Below are 18,534 nucleotides of genomic sequence, written 5' to 3'. Positions count from 1 at the left end.
CCGAGATCGATCCCCACCGCGTAGCGCAACGACACCCCCGTGTCCTGGTCCTGCCCCCACGAAACGCACAGTCAATCACAGGGCGCAGCAGTCCGATCACAGACCAGCGCGGATCGGTAGTGGGGACACCCCTACCCGCGAAGAGGGGCAGCACCCTTGCCCCGGCGATGACCGCACGACCAGCCTGGTCGGGTGTACTGCGTGGTCCGCTGGCTGCGCCGGACCGGCGCCCTCCTGCCGGGGTCGCTCCGGCCACCCGACCATGCCGCCACGCGCCTGCGCCACGACATCGAGCGGACCCTGCACGACGGTGCGGTGGCCGAGGCCTCGACGCTGGCACTGGAGCTGGGCGTGATCTCGGCCCTGGTCGACGACCCGGAGGTGCGGGTGAAGCTCGCCGCCGCACAGCACCGGGTCCGGCGCGTCGTGGACCACTTGCGCCAGGTCGGGTCGGAGATCTACCCGCCCGTGCTGGCCTCCGCCGGTCTCGGGCCGGGACTGCTGGCGGTCGCCGAACGCCTGGGGCTGTACCTGCTGCTCGACCTGCCGCGCGGTGAACTCGACGCGGAGACCGGGGCGCGGGCCGGCCTGCTCGTCGCCGACTACTTCGCCACGTTGCCTCCCGGTAGCGTGGTGCGGGTGCGCGTACGGGGACGGCGGATCATCCGGGTGAGCATCACCGATCGGCAACCAGGCGGCACGTCGCCGCGCGAGCACCGGGCGGTGCTGCGATGCGGGTAGCGATCGCCGAGGACGGCGCGCTGTTCCGGGAAGGCCTGGCGCTGCTGCTGCAAGCGGCCGGGCACGAGGTCGCGGGCTCCTTCCTCGACGGCGACGCGCTGGTCGCCGCCGTCGCCGAAGATCCGGTCGACGTCGCCGTCCTGGACATCCGGATGCCGCCCGGCCCGGAAGGCGGCCTGGTCACCGCCGAACGCGTGCGCGCGCTGCGCCCCGAGATCGGCCTGCTGCTGTTGTCGCACTACGCCGAGACGCACTACCTGATGCGGGTGCTGGAGATCGGTTCCGAGCGGATCGGCTACCGGCTCAAGGAACGCGTCGCGGGCGTGCAGGTCCTCGGCGACACGCTGAGCCGCATCGCCGACGGGGAGATCGTCATCGAGCCGGTCCTGGCCAAACGGCTGGTGCAGGGCGGCGCCCGGCACGCCGACACCCCGATCGCCGCGCTGAGCGAACGGGAGCTGGACGTGTTGCGGCTGATGGCGGAGGGCCGCGCGAACAACGCCATCGCGGGCGAGCTGTTCATCTCGACCAAGGCCGTGGAGAAGAACATCGCGGCGATCTTCACCAAGCTCGGCCTGCCCGGTGACGCCACCGTGCACCACCGCCGCGTGCTCGCGGTGCTGGCCTACCTGCAGACGGGGCGGATCGGCGGACCGGCGTCGTGAACGGCGGGCGGGCGTTGGTCCCCGGGCTGCGCAGGCTCATGTCCGGCTACCGGGCGCCGTACGAGGTGGCCGCCGCCGAGCCCCCGCAGCGGCTGGCCGCCGCGCTCGTCCGCAACCTCGCCGAAGGCGTCGGCGGTGAGGTCGCCTACGCGGTGCCGTCCGGGCGGACCCACGCCGTGGTCGAGTCGTGGCCGCCCGGCGTGTCCAGCGTCGTCGCCGCTGTCGGGGTCGCCCGCGTTGACGGCGGCGGATCGGTGTTCGTCGTCGCGCCGAGCCGGTGGGACGACGAGGCACGCGTGATGCTCCGCGACACCGCCGTCTGGCTCGGCACGGCCGTTCGGCTGGAACGGTTGCGTGCCGACCGTGACGCGGCGGACCTGCGGGCGCGTCGGCTGCGCACCGAGCTCAGCACCGCCCGGACGCGGCTCGCGCGGGTCCGCGACCTCGAACGGCAACGGCTGGTCGGGGCGATCACCACGACGACCCTGCGCGATCTGGCCGGGGTGCGGACGTTGCTGCGCGCGGTCGCCGAGGAGGGTGCCGGGCTGGAAGCGGCCCAGGAGGCGCTCGATGAGCTGATCGACGATTTCCGCAGCGTGGTGCGGGGGGTGTTCCCGGCGATGCTGCCCGACCGGGGCGCGCGTGCGGCGTTGGAGGAGTTGGCCGCGACCCTGCCCCGTCCGGTGAACTTCACCGGCGACCTCGGGCCGCGGGCGGGCTGGCAACTGGAGTCCGGCTTCTACCACGCGGTCGCGTCCGCGCTGAACCTCCTGGCGGGCCGGGAACACCCGCGAGCGGTCACGGTGGTGCTCGGTCGCGACGACGCGTTGCGGGCCCGCGTCACCGCGTCTGGTCCGCTGTCGGCTCAGGACCTGTTAACCGCGCTGGGTCACGACATCGAGCGGGTCGCGGTCCTCGGCGGCGAGATGACCTGCGGCGTCGTCGACGGATCCGCGGTCGTCACCGTGCGGCTCGCGGAGCGGACCGAGCCGGTCGCGGTGACCAGGTTCGACCCCGCGGTGGTGGGCCGCAGCGCCATCTACCGGCAGGTGCGCGACCTCGTGCGGCAGGGCCAGGCGGCCACCGACGGCCTGCCGGAGCGGGCGGCGTGGGACGCCGTCGCGGAGCGGTTGACCATGCCGCCCCGGCTCGCCGTCGTCGGACCGGACCCGGACTTCGCCGCGCCGGGTGTCGCCGTGCTGGTGGTGGACGCTCCCGCGGACCGGGCGCTGGCGGAGGAGTTCCTCGCCGACGACGGTCCGCGCGGTGGCGTGGACGCCGTGCTGTGCCAGTCCGCGCCGACGCACGAGTTCCGAACAGCTCTACGGGCCGGGCGCAACCGGGTCGCTCTGGCCGTGGCCGGCTCGTCGGAGGCGCTGGTCTCGGCACTGGCCGCGCGTGGACCGGCCATCGCGGCACGGCGGGCCGTGGCGGCGATGACCGAGCTGGTCCGCGCACTCCCCGGTGACCACCGGTTGCGCTGGGCCGTCGAACGGGTGGGTGTCGACGCCCACGAGTTCGCCGAACTGGACCTGCTCCACGACCTCGAACGCGGTGATCTGCTGCGCGGGGTCGCCTCCGCGGCGGCCCGCCTGCTCGGCGCGGACGGTGTCGACCCGCGCAGCAGGCTCGGCCTGCCCGAGAGCGCCACCACCGACGAGATCAGCGCCAAGGCCCGCGACGAGGTGACCCGCTGGCGCGCGCACGCCGAGCACCCGGTGACCGGCGGCCGCGACCGCGCCGCCTGCGAGGTCCTCGTGCGCACCGCCGAAGGACTGCTCACCCCCTGAACGGTCAGAACGGGACGAGGCCGCTGACCGTGGTACCCGCCCCCGGCACCGAGCGGACCTCCACCACACCGTCGACCGACGCGGCACGCGCGGCGAGGTTGGGCAGACCCGCGTTCGACGCCCCCATCACGAAACCCGGCCCGTCATCGGCGACGGTGAACTCCAAACCCCGGTAGCCGTCCCGCAGGGTGACCGTGACCCGCGCGCCCCCGGCGTGCTTGCGCGCGTTGTTCACCGCTTCCAGCACGACGAAGTAGACGGCCGACTCGACCGGCACCGGGTAACGGCGACGCAGACCCGCACCGTCCAGCGTCACCTCGTCGTGGCGGGCCAGCTCGGCGTGCAGCGCCACCGCGACGCCACCGGACACCAGCGCTCCCGGCAGGATCCCGGTCGCGGTGTCGACCAGCACGCGTTCGGCCTCGTCCAGCCGTGCCACCAGCTCCGCGACGCGTTCCCGGCCCGCACCCGTGCTGATCGCGTGCTCGACCAGCGCCAGCGACATGCGCAGCGAGACCAGGTGGTGTTGCGCGCCGTCGTGCAGGTCCCGTTCCAGGCCTCGGCGTTCCTGCTCCATCTCGGCCGCCGCCCGCCACCGTTCGTCGGCCAGCACCCGCGCCGCCGCGTCACCGTCACGACGCAACCGATCGGTCTCCTCGACCAGCCGCAGGGCCGCCACCGGCGCACCCAGCACCGCGGCGACCGCGCCCAGCGAACCGACCGACTCCGGGGCAGCGGCCAGAACACCCGGCACCTCGTCGCCATGGCCGATGTCGTGCTCCCGCCACGACCCACCGCCGTCGCCCCACTGGTACCGGCGCCCGTCGATGATCAGCGCGCAGCCGGTCGCACCGAGCGCCTCGCCGACCACGCGGGCGAGCGCACGCGGATCCGGATCGTGTCCGTCCCGCGCCAGGTAGGCCGTGACCGCCTCGGCTACGCGCCGTTCCCGGGTGCGCACGCTTCGACGTTACCGAGTCTTGGGGCCGAGGTCCGTGGCGCCCCGCGCTCGATGCCGCACCGGGAGCGGGGCGACGTCGACCACGACCGCGTGCCGGGCTTGTTGGCGTGGCCGAGCCCGGCCTGCGACGGCTGGCTCATCGCAGGCTGAGCGGGGTTTCGGAGCCGATGTGGGTCAGCTTGCGGGGGTTGCGGACGAAGTAGAGGCCGGTGATGCGGTTGTCCTCGACCCGCATCGCGATGACGCCGTCGAGCTCACCGTCGACCAGCAGTGTCAGCGCCGGGCCACCGTTGACCAACGTCGACTCGACGGTGAACGTGACGTCGTGCTTGGTGAGGCCGCCGACGATGAACCGGGCGACCTTGTCGGCACCGGTGATCGGCCGCGGTGCGGCCTGCTTGATGCCGCCGCCGTCGCTGATCGCCACTACGTCCGGGGCGAGCACGTCGAGCAGGCCCTGCAGATCACGGGTCACGAGCGCGCGCCGGAACGCCCGGACCGCCGCCTCGGCCTGACCCGCGGTGACCGAGCGGCGCGGACGGCGGGCTTCGACGCGGCGGCGTGCCCGGTGGGCGATCTGGTGCACCGCCGTGGGCGTCTTGTCGACCGCGGCCGCGATCTCGTCGTAGCCGATCCCGAAGGCCTCGCGCAGCACGAAGACCGCCCGCTCGGTCGGGCTCAACGTCTCCAGCACCAGCATCAGCGCCATCGACACGCTCTCGGCGAGTTCGACGTCGGCCGCCACGTCCGGTGTGGTGAGCAACGGCTCGGGCAGCCAGGGACCGACGTAGGCCTCCCGGCGACGTTTCAGCGACCGCAACCGGTTGAGCGCCTGGCGGGTCGCGATCCGGACCAGGTAGGCGCGGGGGTCGGCGACACCGGCCGCGTCGACCGCGATCCAGCGCAACCAGGTCTCCTGCAGGACGTCGTCGGCATCGGCCGCCGAGCCGAGCATCTCGTAGGCGACGGTGAACAGCAGCCTGCGGTGGGCGAGGAACGTTTCCGTCGCCTCGACGACGGCGTGGTCACCGGGTTCGCTTGTCGTGTCCATCGAGTCTCCCGTGGTGGCGCGACGACTGCTACGCGAGCGGTGCGGCGGCGTTGTCACGCTGGGCCCGCAACAGCTGTGGCCGGTGCTTGCCGTCCTTGGGCCAGTGGTGCGTGCCTGGCTCGCGCGCCTCGGTCACCAGGTGCTTGACGCTGGCCTGGCAGGAGAACTCCTTGAGCTTCTTGCCCGCGAGCCCGCTGAAGTAGACCGGCACCGCGGTGTCGTCCTTGTGCGCGAGCTGGAAGATCCCGGCACCGCGGCCGAAGCTGACGCACATGGCCGGGAACGACAAGTCGACCGGCTTCGGCTGATCACCCGCGATCCGGCTGAGCACCGTGTCGGCGGCGTGCGCGCCCAGACACCCGGCGGCGTAGGCGCTCATCCGGAACGGCAGGTCCGACGGCGCGGACGAGTCACCCGCCGCGACGATGCGCTCGTCATCGACGCTGGTCAGCGTCTCGTCGGTGAGCAGACGCCCGTCGGCATCCGTGCGCAACCCACTGCGACCGGCCAAGTCGGGCACACCGAAACCCGCCGCCCAGAGCGTGACCCGACTCGGCAGCACCCGGCCGTCACTGAGCTCCACCGCTTCCGTCGTCACGGCGGCGACGGTCGTGCCAGGGCCTTCGACGACCTCCACGCCCAGCTTGGCGAGGTACTTGCGCCCCGTCCGCCGAGCCCGCGGGTGCAGGTACGGACCGAGAACACCCCCGCACACCAACGTGACCGCGCGACCCCGCTCCGCCAGCTCCGCAGCCGTCTCGATCCCGGTCGGACCACCCCCGACCACCGTCACCGCGGCCGTCAAGGGCGTGTCATGGAGCACCGACCGCACCCGTTGCGCCGCCTCCAACGTCGCCACCGGGTACGAGAACTCGGCCGCGCCGGGAACCCGCGGCACCGCACTTCCGCTGCCCACCGCGTAAACCAGGTAGTCATAGCCGATGCTGTCGCCCCCGGCCACCGTCACGCTGCGCCCGGCCGCGTCGATCCGCGTCGCGCCGTCGACCACCAGCCGAACGCCATCGGCCAGGACTTCCCCGTACGGGACGACCGCGTCGTGGGTACCGGCCACCAACTGGTGCAGCCGCAGCCTCGGGACGAACAGCGGCCGGGGGTTGATCACGGTCACCGTCACGTCGTCGCGCTGCGTCAACCGGTTCGCCGCCATCACCCCGGCGTACCCGCCACCGACCACGACCACGTCGATGCTCTTGCCCATGGTGTCTCCTTCGCTCCGAGAAGTTCGAGCACAAGACACCGCACCGACCGGATTCCTGACATGAGGTGAGGCAGATCACTTCACCGCGGACCGAGGTCGCCGGCACACATCACTGCACGGTGCCTGGCGGTTCGACGGTGAACGTCACGACCTCGACCACGGCGTCGGAGGGCGGGCCGGGGTAGTGGTCCCGCAGTCCCGCCTTGAGCTGGTCGATGCTCGTGCCGTCATCGAGGCGGGCCTGTGCGGCGGTGAGGCGATCGAGCCGGTGGCGCTCGACGCCGGTGACGGTGCCGTTCAACGTGCGGTGGGCGTCGTCGTCTTCGAACAGGAAGATCGCGGGACCCGGCGTGACCGGGTCGTCGTAGCGGACGGTGGAGGTCTTCCGCCGTGACGAGCGGACCGGCGTCCGCTGCCGCGGCGGTACCGAGCACGACGAGTTCGGCGCACGGTCCGCCGGTGAAGTGGTAGACGTTGACCGCTTCGTGGATCCTGCCCGTGGTGTCCATCGCCGCCGCGGCCACGGTGTGGTTCAGGTCCTCCCCGAGGGTGGCGGCGAGCCGTTCGGCGGTCTCGATGACGCGGCGTTCGGAGTCGAAGAGCTTCGTGGAGACCATGGCGCCGACCCTGGATCGGCCCAGCCGGACCCCTCGACACATTTGTTCTCCGGGGCTTCACCCTTGGCCTCCAGCAGGGACCGCGTCGCCGCGCCTCCGAGGTGCCCATGCGCTACGGAGGCGTAGCGAAGACGTCTACCGCGGGTGCCGTTGTGGTCGTCAGGCCGGTGGGATGGTGAAGATCAAGCCCTGGCTCATGGTCGACCGGACGCCCTGCACGTCCACGGTGACGACCTTCGCCCGGTGCTGTCGGTCGGGGGTCAGGCCGGTCAGCGTGACCTGCTTCTCGGTGACCAGGCCGGTGTGCCCTCCGTCCAGGTACACCTCGTAGCCGTGGGTGGGGTTCCACCAGGACGAGGCTTCCCAGGCCAGGGTCACGGACGTCGGCGTCGTCGAGACCACCCGCAGCCCGCCCGGGCGCGGTGGGCGCTCGAAGATGGCGGACTGCGACCACACGGTGCCCAGCAGATCGTTCTGCGCCGGGTCGTGCGAGCAGGACGCGGTGACCGTGCCGAGAGGTGAGCCGTCGGCGCGCTCAGGGCGCAGTGTCAACGCCAGGTCGTCCACGTGCAGGTCGTAGTAGCCGGGAATGGTGAGCTGCTGCACCGGGAACGAGCCCGCGGCCCGCACCGCGGTCCTCTCGGTGGTCGTCAGCCACGTGGGCGCGATGGTGAACGCGGCCCGGGTGGTCCGCGTCCCGTCCGGGCCGACGACCCTCGCGTCGAGCGTCGCGGTGCTGTCGCCGTCCAGGCGCACCCCGCCGGCGAACGTCAAGGCGGGGCGCAGTTCGCGCAGGTCGAGGTCCACGTCGATGAAGGTGTACTCATGGCTCGCGACGGTGTTCAGTCCCGCGCCTTCATCCGGCAGGCCGCCGACGACCCACACGGTCAGCGAAGCTTTCGGTCCGAGCGAGGTCTTGCAGGTGTAGTCCATGCGCACCGCGGTCGTCTGCGCCGACGCCGGTCCTGCCGTTCCCGTCAACGCGCCGGCGGCCACCAGGGCCGAGGCCACGGACAAGGCGGTGACGCGGAATGAGCTCCGTCTTTTGCGCAACTTCACGTCCCCTCGGTTTCGCCCGCCCGCTGACAGTGTTCCGCACATCACCGTCCGTTCGTGTGGACCATTCAGTCGCAACGTCGGTAGTCGATTCCCGGCACGGGTCACTCCTTGGCCTGACTGCTGGAGATGCGTTCCCGCAGCCCGTCGAGCCCGCCGAACACCACTCCGGCCACGGGGTGCAGGCCCAGCCCCCACAGGAACGCGGTGATCTTGTCCAGCGACGTGCCCCACGCGAGGTAGTTCACGTAGAGCAGTTGCAGGCCCAGCAGGACTGCCACCACGGCCACCAGCGCGGTGACGACGAGATGGGCCCGGCGGCTCTTCGTCCCGAGGCCGCGCAGGGGATCGGAGACGTCGACCGAGACCTCCTCCTCGGCCGGCAGTGTCCGCTGGTCCGCCTGCGTTGTCGTCGGCCCCATGGGCTCCCCGTGCCGCCGGCCGATCGCGAGCGCATCGTCGAGGTGCTTCTTCGCTTCCTCCTGATCGGACACGACGAGCCGCAGCGCTTCATCCAGCTTTCGCCGTGCGGTGGTGAAGTCGTTGATCCGGTCGGTCGCGCCCGTCTGCGCAGCCACTTCGAGCCGGCGTTCGACGGTCGCCCGGGCGTCGGTGATCTCCCGTGCCAACGGGCTCGCCAATGCGTTGAGGGCTTTCGCGAGGTCGGTCAAGGCGACCTCGGCGGCCTCCCGACGGGTCTTGATGTCGGAGGCGTCCACGGGGGTGTCGAGCCACTCCTTCACCTCGACCAACTTGTTCCGCAGTGCCGGGTCCGCGGTCGGGGGCATCCGTCGGTCGCACAGGACGTAGGAGCGCACACCGGGGACCTTGCGCCCGCACTCGTCCAGCTGCGCGGCGGTCGGTCGGTCATCGGCGTCCTGCCGGACGCGGAGTTCCTCCAGCTGGTCCGCGACGGAGTCCACGACGCGCTGGTGCTGGTCGTCCAGGTCTCCCAGCGAATCGCGGACCTGCCGCAGGCGGAGGGTGAGCAACCCGATCCTGCCGCGCGTCCTCAGGATGTCCCGGTAGGTGCCGGCCAGGTACTTGAGGATCCCCGACAGCACGACACCGAGCAGGATCAAACCCGCTGCGATCGCGGTCGAGCTGCGGACCTTCACCGACACCGCGGTCTTCACCTCGGCGCCCGTCGCCGTGCCGACGGCGATCTGAGCGCTGTAGGTGCCGGCCCTGGACAGGCCTTTCAGCCGCACGACGAACGTGGCCCGTTCGTACGCCGCCAGCTGCACCGTGCCCGTCACGGACCGGTCGTCGCGCAGCACCTCGACGGCCGACCGGATGGTCACCGCACCGGCACCGGTGTCCCTCTTCAACGACAGCAGCACAGGGGCCTTGAGCGTGACGGTCGTGTCCGTGGTTCCGCGCAACTCCAGGGGAATGTCCACGTCGACGCCCCCGGACGGCGGCAGCACGGCCGCGACCGTGCCGATCTCCTCGATCGTGACCGGAGCCGACGGTTGCCGGGCCGATGCGGTACCCGCGCCGCACGCCCAGACAAGCGCGGTGGCGACCGCCAGAAGCACTGCCTTCATAACCGGTCATCGCCGCTGGTGACGGAAACGAACCGGCCCTGGATCGAGACAGACACGAACGAGTGAAGATCGCCGCCGCTGACTGGATCACGGTCGGATGATCGGGGTGCGTTCCCGGCTCGCGACGCTCAATCCTGTGGTGCCCGGCTGCGCAGGCCGTCGAGCATGGTGGCCAAGTAGCGGCGCGCGGTGGTGGCCCGGTCGGTCGGGGTGGCGCTGTGGACCTGTGCGGCATAGGCGATGCCGCACATCAGGGGCACGAGGTCGGTGGCCGCCAGGTCCGGGCGCACGACCCCGGCCCGGCGGGCGCGGTCGAGCAGGGTGGCGCCGACCGCCTGCAGCGACCGCTTGAGTTCCGTGGTGCGCGGCAAGGCGTCGGACGGCGCGGCGGTGACCGGGGCCAGGGACGCGTCGGTCACCTGCGCTTCCACCGTGCGGATCAGGAAACCCTCCAGCGCCCGCCGGGTGTCGGTGTCGGTCAGCGCCTGCTCGCCGTGCTCGACCAGGGCTTCCAGGCAGGCGGCGGCGACGGTTTCCAGCAAGGCCTCGGCGGTCGGGAAGTGCCGGTAGACGGTGCCGACACCGACCCCGGCGCGGCGCGCGACGTCGTTGAGCTGCAACGGTGTGCCCTCGTCGACCAGCCCTCTGGCCACCGCGACGATCCGGTCCCGGTTGCGGGCGGCATCAGTGCGCTGCCGAGTGGTCGCCATGGGGTCAGTCTAATCGGATGACACATCCGGATCGTGCTACCGCTCAGGCGACCGCGAGTGGCGCGTGGCGTTCGCTGAGTCGACGCACGGCCTCGGCGATGCGGGGGTCGGTCGCCGCGCGGAACGGCGCGACCGGCTCGGCCCGGAGGCCGATGACGACGCCGGTCCGGCCGGTCAGCCCGTCGTCCGTGGCCGCGACGATCGACGGCCTGGCCGCCACCGACGCGGGCCCCGAGGTCGAGCGCTCGAACTTGCGGCGCACCAACGGCCACAGCAGCCGCAAGCCGGGCGAGACGATCTTCGGGTCCGACATGGAGCCGTTGGTCATGTCGGTGGCGGCGCCGCCGGGGTCCGCGGCGAACACCGCGACACCCGTGCCGTCCAGTCGCGCGGCGAGATCGAGCGTGTAGGCCAGGTTGGCGAGCTTCGCGCGGCCGTACCAGTGGAAGCCGTAGTAGCCGCCGGGCGGCTCGACGGCGTCGAACGACCGCTTCGCGACCCCGACCGCGCCCGAGGTCACGTTCACGACCCTGCTCGGCGCACCGTTGGTCAGGGTGGGCAGCAGCAGTTCGGTCAGCAGGTACGGCGAGAGGTGGTTCACCACGAACGACGCCTCGATCCCGCCGCGGTCGCGCCGGTCGGCGAACATCGCGCCCACGTTGTTGACCAGCACGGTCAGTGGCTCGCCGGAGACGGCGTGGTCGGTGGCGAGCCGGTCTGCCAGCGACCGGACCTCGTCGAGCACGGCCAGGTCCGCGCGCAGGAACCGGGCCGGGTGCGCCGGTCCGGTCTTGCCGATCCGCTCGACCGCGCGCGCACCCCGCTCCTCGTCACGTCCGACCACCGTGACCGCGAACCCGGCCGCGGCGAGCCCCAGCGCCGTCTCCAGGCCGATACCCGCCGTACCGGCCGTCACCACAGCTGTCCGCTTCGTCACGCGTGCGCTCCCATCGGCTATCCGGATAGTTCATCCGCTTGAACCCGAGCGTAGCACGTAACCGGATGAACTATCCGCATGGCGTTGGTGCCCGCGCCGCGTTACGTGGTGAATGCGTCCCGATAGGCCTCCACGAACTCCGCGAACGACCGGGCGGGGCGTCCGGTGACCTCGGTGACGGTGGACGTGACGCGGTCCTAAGCGCGCCGAGCCCGGACGCGTGGTCCTCGACCGCGGACGGACTGAGCAGCACCACCCGTCGCGCCCCCGCGCGGAGCGCGACGGCCAGGAACGGTGCGACCAGCGGTGCCGGCTCGGCCACGCCGACCGGGGCGACGAGGTAGATCGCGTCGACACCTCGTACAGCTGCCTGGCCTCGTCCTCGCTCACCGCGTTGGCGAAGGAGTAGCGGAACTGCTCGTAGGTCAGCGGCACGGCGCGGTGGTAGTTGGCCGGGTTCCCCAGCACCGGCCGGGCCGCCCGCAGCGAGGAGATCGGCAGCGGCAGCACGCCCCGGAACGGCGCCGGGTCGATCGCCACCGACGCGGCGGACAACCCGCGACCGGCGATGATCTGCGTGACCAGCCCGCCGAAGGAGTGGCCGACCACGGCCGGCTTGCGGTCCAGCTTGCCGATGAGGTCGCAGAAGTGGTCGGCGACCTGGCCGACGCTCTTGCCCGCGAAGACCTCCGGGTGGGCGTTGGCCTCGGCGACGGTGTCCGGGTCGTCCGGCCAGCCCGGCGCCACCGGCGCGTACCCGGCCTCCTCGAAGACCGCTGCCCAGCGGTCCCAGCTGCTGGGCAGCAGCCACAGGCCGTGGATGAACACCACGGGCGGTCTGCCACTGGCGTTGACCTCGTCGATGCGGGCCAGGTCGTGCGCTTCGGACATGACGGCTCCTCCTTTCAGCGGGACTTCAGGACGGTAGACAGGAACGCGACCGCCTGGCCGATGGCGGCTTCGGCGGCGTGCGTGTCGCGCAGGGCGTTGAGCATGACGAAGTCGTGGATCACGCCCTGGTAGCGCGCGGCGGTCACCGGAACGCCCGCCTGGCGCAGCTTGTTCGCGTACGCCTCGCCCTCGTCGCGCAGCACGTCGGCCTCCGCGGTGATCACCAACGCGGGTGGCAGGCCGGTGAGCTGGTCCACCGTCGCCCGCAGCGGTGAGGCGGTGATCTGCGCGCGGTCGGCCTCGGAGGTCGTGTACTGGTCCCAGAACCACCGCATCGCGTCCCGCCGCAGGAAGTAGCCCTCGGCGAACTGCCGGTACGACGGCGTGTCGAACGACGCGTCGGTCACCGGGTAGAACAGCACCTGCCCCAGCAGCGGCACATCGCCGCGCTCCTTGGCCGTGAGCGTCAGCGCGATCGCCATGTTCCCACCGACGGAGTCACCGGCCACCGCGATCCGCGAGGCGTCCAAGCCGTGCTCGGCACCACGCTCCACCACCCACCGCGCCACGGCGTGGTTCTCGCCGATCGCGACCGGGTAGCGGGCCTCCGGCGAGAGGCTGTAGTCGGGGAACACCACCGCCGCACCGGTGCCGCGGGCGATCTCGCGGGCGAGCCGGTCGTGGGTGTGGTTGTTGCCGAACACCCAACCCGCGCCGTGGATGTAGAGCACCACCGGCAGCGGCCCGGTCGCGTCGGCGGGGCGGAAGACCGTGACGGCGGGATCGGTCAGCGTCGCCTTGACGGTCCCCGGCACCACGACCTCGGGGCTCTGCACCGCGTCCACGGCGGCACGTCCGTCCACCGGGCCGAGGTCGAACAGGTAGGGCGGGTCGGCGGTGGCGTCGGCGAACGCCCGCGCCGCGGGTTCCAGCACTGGCTCGGTCATGCGCGCTACTCCTTCGGGCTGTGGACCACCGCAGACGGTGTCAGCCCGACCGGGTGACGCGTGACCTGACCGTGCGAGGTTCTGAACCCACAGTGCGCCCGATGTTCCGACAACGGCCCGGTGGGCGGGTCACGGGACGCGAGCAGCTGCCGACCCTGCTCGACGGTGAACGCGACTACCGCCAGGGTGCCGCGGACACGCTGGGCAGCACCGACTCACGGTTGACGGTCCGCACCACCTGCCCTGCCGTCCGCGGTGCGCAGGAGCCTGGTCGCGAGGCCGAGGAGTGCGGCGACGACGCCGACAGCCGCCGCCACGGCAGCGGGACCCGTTGCGACGCGGCCCGACGGTCGGCGGGTTCCCACAGGTAGCGCACCGCCAGCAGGGCCAAGGGCAGGCTGGCGGCGTAGAGCCAGAACGGCGTCCGCCAGCCCTGCGCTCCCAGCAGGCCGCCCAGCGCGAAGAACACCGTTGCGGCGACGGTCGTGCACACGGTCTGCAGCCCGAAGTAGCGTTCCCGTTCGGGGCCGTGGAAGTAGTCGGCGAGCAGGGTCGTGCAGCAGGTCATGATCGCGGCCTCGGTGATGCCGACGAGGACGCGGCTGGCCACGATCAGCTCCAGCGAGGGCAGCCACAGCGGCGCGGTGCCGAAGAAACCGTAGGCGACCAGCGCCACCACCAGCAGGCGCTTGCGGCCCGTGCGCTCCAGGACCCAGCCCGCGATCGGAGCGGTCAGCCCGATCATCAACGCCGGTGCGGTGAGCACGATCGGCGCGAGCGCCGCGACCCCCGCCGTGCCGGCGAACGCCTCCTGGATGGCCGGCAGCACCGGTGCCAGCAACACCGCCCCGAGCACCGACAGGCAGCTCGACAACAGCAGGACCAGCGCCTGAGGACGTCCCGCGGGTCGGTCCGCATCGGCGATGACGCCGTCGCCGGAAGGGCCGGCGGTGGGTCGACGGTGTGCCCGGAACGGGCGGTGGAGTCCGACACAGGTCGCTCCGATGAGGTCTGCCTGCCGATCCCCGGTGACCGGCATCACTGGTGTCACAGTCTCGGCAGCGGCGAACGCGTGCGGAAATCACTTGTGCTGACGTCGGGTATCCGGCCGGGCGGCGCCGGTGATGTTGTTGACTGTCGGCATGTCGAACCCGGACACCACTGAACCGCAGTCGTTACCGCCCCGACCCGAACCGACGACCACCGCACCTCGTCGGGGCAACGGTCTGCTGGCCGCCGCGATCCTGTTCGCCGGTATCGGCGGCGGTCTGCTCGCGTGGCACCCATGGGACGAGAACGCGGTGCAGGTCCCGCCGGCCAAGGACCCGCACCGCATCACGATCCAGAAGGTCGGTGAGCAGACGGAGGCGGGCGAGTCCGAGGCGACGAAGCCGGTCTACTGCCTGACCAACGAGACCGGCGGCCTGTACTGCGTCGTGATGCCCAACCGCTACACCGCCATCCTCCCGGAGTAATAGCGGCGGACCGCGTCACGGCGCGGTGAGCAGGGCGCGGCGGGAGTGCGGTGCGGCGGAGGAGCCGTCCACCACGTCGTGCAGGCGGCGTAGTCGTGGACGTTGCTGTGCACCGCTTACAGCCGGTCCACCAACGCCTTCGGTGCGGGCGGCAGCTCGACCGCGCGCAGGATGCTGATCGCGGGCACGCGGGGCAGCACCCTGCGCGAGCACATTGGCCTGCCGCAGCCGGTACGCCTCGGCCGCGCTGATCTGAACCGACCCAACGACGACGCTCCGCCGCACCGGACGACCGGTGCGGCGGAGCGTCGTCGTTGTCGGTGCAGGCAGCCGCGGCGCGCGGAGCCGTGGCGGTAGACGGGCGCGGATTGGCGCTGCGGCCGGCGCACAGGAAAAGGATCGGCACCGGTGGTGTGAGTCCCGACACGCGGTCGCCGAGTACGTCGAATCGGTATCCCGTATTGGTCGCCGGAATCGGTAATCCAGCGGTGACATTCCGTTCTCCTCACTCACGTGGAGTGCGCGGAACGGTCACCAGGTCACAACCGCGCCCCGTGGCGGGATTTCCCTCGACGCTTGCCGGGGCGCTCCGGCCGCTTGTACGATCCAGGCGAACAGTCCGACTGTTCACGTAGTGTTGAACTACTTGGGACGAGAGACAGACTGGGGAACCACAGACATGTCCACGGACATCGCACCGAAGCACGCCCTCTTACACACGCCGGTAACCTCCGCCGAAACGATCGAGTGGGTCGCGAAAGTGGCCGAGCTCGAGGTTCTCGTCCGCGAGCACCGCAAGACCGCGGAGGAAGACCGGCGCACTCCTGAAGTCGTCATGGACGCGCTGCGCGCAGCCGGTTTCCACCGCATGTGGGTGTCCCGGGAGTTCGGCGGCGGCCAGGTGAGCATCGAGACCGGCTCCGCGGTCATCCAGGCCCTCGCCCGGCTCGACGCCTCCCTCGCCTGGCAGATGGGCGTCCAGGGCGCGATCGGCAGGCTCTCGGACTACCTGCCCGAACCGACCGCGCGCAAGCTGTTCCGGGACCACTCCGGGCTGGTCGTCGGCGGGGTGAACCCGTCCGGCTCGGCCGAGGTGGTCGACGGGGGTTTCCGGCTCAGTGGCCAGTGGGCGTTCGCCAGCGGCTACGCGCACGCCGACTGGATCGTCTGCGCGGCGTTCGTCACCGAGAACGGCAAGCCGCGGCAGACGCCGACCGGTCGGGAGATCCGGATGGCGTTCCTGCCGGTGGCCGAGACCAGGATGCTCGACACCTGGGACACCATCGGCCTGCGCGGTACCGGCAGCAACCACTACACGGTCGCCGAGACGTTCGTGCCGGAGGAGTTCACCGTCGCGGGCGCCGACATGCTCAAGCCGCCCGCGGCCCGGCCGTCGCGCGCGTACCCGGTCGGGTACTACGACTTCGGCCCGTTCACGTCGGGGTCCACCGCGCTCGGCGTGGCGCAGGACGCCCTGGCCACGTTCGAGGAGCTGGCCACGTCCAAGGTGCCCGCGGCGGGTGCCACGACGCTGGCCACCAGCCACACCGCGCAGGAGAAGTACGCGCGCTACGCCATGCTCGTGCGCACCGCCGAAGTGCTGCTCCGCGACGCCGCGCGCACCGTCGCCGCACACGGGGAGGACGGCGGCGACGACCTGTCCGCACTGGTCCGGATCACCGCGGCCAGCGTCGCCGAGCACGCCGTCGCGGCGGTGAACGGCCTCTACCAGCTGGCCGGCACGAGCTCGCTGTACACCACGAGCCGGCTGGAGCGCGCCTTCCGCGACGTCAACTCGGCGACGAAGCACATCACTCTTTCGTCGTCGCACTTCGAGACGGTCGGCCAGTACCTGCTCGGTGGCCCGTTGCAGATGCGTCGCTGATCTCCGACGCAATCCACGACCGCTTTTACCGCGCGCCGCCACATCAGGTGACGCGTCGATCGGGCGTGCCGAACAAACGAGGGGTGGAATCGTCCTTGTCAACCATGAAAGCGCTCCAGCTCATCGCGCCGCGCAAAGTCGTCCTGACCGAGATGCCATTACCCGAGACACCCGCCGACGGTGTTCTCATGAAGACCCGGTGCGTGTCGATCTGCTCGACCGACATCTCCTTCTTCGAAGGTCACCTGTTCCCGTCCGAGTACCCGATCGTGTTGGGGCACGAGTACCTGGGCGAGGTCGTGGAACTGGGTGCCGGGCTCCCGGCCTCGGGCGGGCACGTCAGCGTGGGGGACCGCGTCGTGTACTGGGGCCAGACGGACTTCGGGGGCTTCGCCGAGTACCGGTCGCTGCGGCCGATCTTCTCCGGCCAGGTGCTGGAGGACGTGTTCGGGGCCGACCGGAACTTCTTCGACGACCGCCGTGCCGCGGCGGTGCGCGTGCCGGAGGAGCTGGACGACCTCCAGGCGTCGTTCATCGAGCCGACCACCGGCGCGCTGCGGGCGATCCTGACCCACCCGCCGCGGGTGGGCGACCGGGTGCTGATCCTGGGCAGCGGACCGATCGGGGTGATCGCGGGCAGCATCATCAAGCGGCTGCTCGCGCCGAACTCGGTGGTGTCGGTGGACGCCAACCCGCAGCGCAACGCGTTCGCCGAGGAGCACTTCTCCGAGCGCGCGTACCTGCCGGACGAGCTGCGCGAGGAGGTCGCGGACAGCACGTTCGACTACGTCTTCGACGCGCTGCCGACGATCCAGGGCGTGGACGAGGACAAGGACCCGCGCCGCCTGGCGATGCGCAAGCTCAAGCCGCGGGGCCGGTACGTGCTCTACGGGGCGTCCCAGGAGATGCAGAAGTTCGACACGTGGCTCATGCTCGCCAAGGGGATCAACATCATGTCGGCGCCGTTCGACGTGACCAGCTTCCCGATGCACAAGACGGCGAACGTGATCGCCTCGGCGATGCAGATGCTGGTGTCGGGTGTGGTCGACGGCAAGCGGCTGCTGTCCTCGGTGTGCAAGTTCTCCGACTACGACAAGCTGGTCGGCATCCTGGAGAACTACCGGGGCACGACCGACCTGAAGACCATCGTCGACTTCCGCTGACGCAGGTGCGGCGGTCACAGCGTCGTGACCGGCGTACGCCGCAGCACGTGGCGCACGCCCGCGGTCAGCCCGGCGCACGCCACCAGCGCGCAGACGGCCCACCAGCCGAAGTGGGACTGGGCGAGCACGCCGAGCCAGGACCCCACCGCGCCACCGAGGAACGTGCAGGTCATGTAGGCGCTGTTCAACCCGCTCCGCCGGGCGCGGTCCAGCGCGAACACCCGGTGCTGGTTGGCCACCTGGTTGCTCTGCACCGACACGTCCAGCACCAGCAGACCCACCATCAGGCCCACGAGACCGGCGACACCGGCCGAGGCGCCTGACACCAGGATCGCGGCCGAGGCGACGGCACCCGTGAAGCACACCAAGCCGACCTTCTCGGGACCAACGCGGTCGGTCCACCGACCGGCGACCGGTGCCACCAGCACACCCACCGCGCCCACCGCGGCGACGAGACCGAGGATCGACGTGGGCCACCCGTGCTCGTCGTCGGTCAACAACGGGGCGGTAGCCGTCCAGGCCGCGCTGAACCCGCCGAACAGCAACGCCTGGTAGAGGCCGGACCGGCGCAGGCCGGGGTGCCGGACCAGCAGCCGCAGCGGTGCGAGCGGATCGGCGGCGGTGGTCCGGGGCGCACGGGCCGGCAATCGCCGGGCCAGCAGCACCGCCAACAGGGCGCACATCCCTCCGGCCACCAGGTAGGGGCCGCGCCAGCCCAGCCAATCGCCCAGCACACCACCGAAGGCGCGGGCCAGCAGGATGCCACCGAGCAGCCCCGCCTGCAGCACACCGACGACCGCACCCGTCCGTCCGGTCGGCGCCAGGTCGGCCGACAGCGGGACCAGCACCTGCGGCACCACGGTCGTCAGCCCCCCG

General features: G+C 71.6%; 17 protein-coding genes and 1 pseudogene. 6 read left to right on the top strand and 12 right to left on the bottom strand.

Annotated elements, in window-relative coordinates; translation table 11 throughout:
- The first annotated feature begins 192 nt into the window (after positions 1 to 192).
- Genes A6A25_RS31200 through A6A25_RS31190 form a run of 3 tightly spaced genes read left to right on the top strand, consistent with a single transcriptional unit; the run spans position 193 to position 3,196 of the window.
- Positions 193 to 741: a histidine kinase gene (locus A6A25_RS31200; RefSeq protein WP_073896351.1), complete on the top strand. Its 549-nt coding sequence runs from the start codon at positions 193 to 195 to the stop codon at positions 739 to 741.
- Positions 732 to 1,406: a response regulator transcription factor gene (locus tag A6A25_RS31195; RefSeq protein ID WP_073896349.1), complete on the top strand. Its 675-nt coding sequence runs from the start codon at positions 732 to 734 to the stop codon at positions 1,404 to 1,406. The genes A6A25_RS31200 and A6A25_RS31195 overlap by 10 nt, the downstream gene beginning before the upstream one ends.
- Positions 1,403 to 3,196: a hypothetical protein gene (locus A6A25_RS31190; RefSeq protein WP_073896348.1), complete on the top strand. Its 1,794-nt coding sequence runs from the start codon at positions 1,403 to 1,405 to the stop codon at positions 3,194 to 3,196. The genes A6A25_RS31195 and A6A25_RS31190 overlap by 4 nt, the downstream gene beginning before the upstream one ends.
- A gap of 4 nt (positions 3,197 to 3,200) precedes the next feature.
- Here A6A25_RS31190 and A6A25_RS31185 read toward each other — a convergent pair whose 3' ends face one another.
- The 11 genes and pseudogenes from A6A25_RS31185 to A6A25_RS31130 all read right to left on the bottom strand — a co-directional run bounded on the left by A6A25_RS31185 (position 3,201) and on the right by A6A25_RS31130 (position 14,009).
- Positions 3,201 to 4,157, bottom strand: coding sequence for a sensor histidine kinase (locus A6A25_RS31185; RefSeq protein ID WP_073896346.1), 957 nt, complete (start codon positions 4,155 to 4,157; stop codon positions 3,201 to 3,203).
- A 136-nt stretch (positions 4,158 to 4,293) separates the two neighbouring features.
- Positions 4,294 to 5,208: an RNA polymerase sigma-70 factor gene (locus tag A6A25_RS31180; protein ID WP_073896345.1), complete on the bottom strand. Its 915-nt coding sequence runs from the start codon at positions 5,206 to 5,208 to the stop codon at positions 4,294 to 4,296.
- A gap of 28 nt (positions 5,209 to 5,236) precedes the next feature.
- Positions 5,237 to 6,427, bottom strand: coding sequence for an NAD(P)/FAD-dependent oxidoreductase (locus A6A25_RS31175; RefSeq protein WP_073896343.1), 1,191 nt, complete (start codon positions 6,425 to 6,427; stop codon positions 5,237 to 5,239).
- A gap of 109 nt (positions 6,428 to 6,536) precedes the next feature.
- A pseudogene (locus A6A25_RS44935) lies at positions 6,537 to 6,806 on the bottom strand (hypothetical protein); the annotation flags it as partial.
- Positions 6,807 to 7,203: 397 nt separating this feature from the next.
- The gene (locus A6A25_RS31160; protein WP_158073849.1) at positions 7,204 to 8,055 is read right to left on the bottom strand and encodes a fibronectin type III domain-containing protein; all 852 of its coding nucleotides are present in this window, start codon (positions 8,053 to 8,055) and stop codon (positions 7,204 to 7,206) included.
- Positions 8,056 to 8,204: 149 nt separating this feature from the next.
- The gene (locus A6A25_RS31155; RefSeq protein ID WP_073896338.1) at positions 8,205 to 9,650 is read right to left on the bottom strand and encodes a hypothetical protein; all 1,446 of its coding nucleotides are present in this window, start codon (positions 9,648 to 9,650) and stop codon (positions 8,205 to 8,207) included.
- Positions 9,651 to 9,778: 128 nt separating this feature from the next.
- Positions 9,779 to 10,360, bottom strand: coding sequence for a TetR/AcrR family transcriptional regulator (locus A6A25_RS31150; protein ID WP_073896337.1), 582 nt, complete (start codon positions 10,358 to 10,360; stop codon positions 9,779 to 9,781).
- Between the two features lie 43 nt (positions 10,361 to 10,403).
- A complete protein-coding gene (locus A6A25_RS31145) occupies positions 10,404 to 11,297 on the bottom strand; it encodes an SDR family NAD(P)-dependent oxidoreductase (protein WP_198932923.1) in 894 nt (297 codons plus the stop codon).
- 30 nt (positions 11,298 to 11,327) lie between these two features.
- Positions 11,328 to 12,188: an esterase/lipase family protein gene (locus A6A25_RS44930; protein WP_198932922.1), complete on the bottom strand. Its 861-nt coding sequence runs from the start codon at positions 12,186 to 12,188 to the stop codon at positions 11,328 to 11,330.
- A gap of 14 nt (positions 12,189 to 12,202) precedes the next feature.
- A complete protein-coding gene (locus A6A25_RS31135; protein ID WP_073896334.1) occupies positions 12,203 to 13,135 on the bottom strand; it encodes an alpha/beta hydrolase in 933 nt (310 codons plus the stop codon).
- A 175-nt stretch (positions 13,136 to 13,310) separates the two neighbouring features.
- Positions 13,311 to 14,009 (bottom strand): MFS transporter, encoded by a 699-nt coding sequence (locus tag A6A25_RS31130; RefSeq protein ID WP_241829003.1) that lies wholly within the window; start codon positions 14,007 to 14,009, stop codon positions 13,311 to 13,313.
- 268 nt (positions 14,010 to 14,277) lie between these two features.
- Between A6A25_RS31130 and A6A25_RS31125 the strand changes: the two genes are divergently transcribed.
- From A6A25_RS31125 to A6A25_RS31115, 3 genes are all read left to right on the top strand, one after another.
- Positions 14,278 to 14,610 carry a hypothetical protein gene (locus A6A25_RS31125; protein WP_073896383.1) on the top strand — a complete coding sequence of 111 codons (333 nt, stop codon included), beginning with the start codon at positions 14,278 to 14,280 and terminating at the stop codon, positions 14,608 to 14,610.
- Between the two features lie 760 nt (positions 14,611 to 15,370).
- Positions 15,371 to 16,495 (top strand): acyl-CoA dehydrogenase family protein, encoded by a 1,125-nt coding sequence (locus A6A25_RS31120; protein WP_241829002.1) that lies wholly within the window; start codon positions 15,371 to 15,373, stop codon positions 16,493 to 16,495.
- 104 nt (positions 16,496 to 16,599) lie between these two features.
- Entirely contained in the window at positions 16,600 to 17,658 is a 1,059-nt protein-coding gene (locus tag A6A25_RS31115; protein WP_198932921.1) for a zinc-dependent alcohol dehydrogenase, read from the top strand.
- A gap of 14 nt (positions 17,659 to 17,672) precedes the next feature.
- Here A6A25_RS31115 and A6A25_RS31110 read toward each other — a convergent pair whose 3' ends face one another.
- Positions 17,673 to 18,515 (bottom strand): MFS transporter, encoded by an 843-nt coding sequence (locus tag A6A25_RS31110; RefSeq protein WP_274534355.1) that lies wholly within the window; start codon positions 18,513 to 18,515, stop codon positions 17,673 to 17,675.
- Positions 18,516 to 18,534 lie beyond the last annotated feature (19 nt).

It is taken from the genome of Saccharothrix sp. CB00851, assembly GCF_001905065.1.
In the GTDB taxonomy this organism is placed as follows: Bacteria; Actinomycetota; Actinomycetes; order Mycobacteriales; family Pseudonocardiaceae; genus Actinosynnema.
This window is presented reverse-complemented; position numbering and strand designations above follow the sequence as displayed.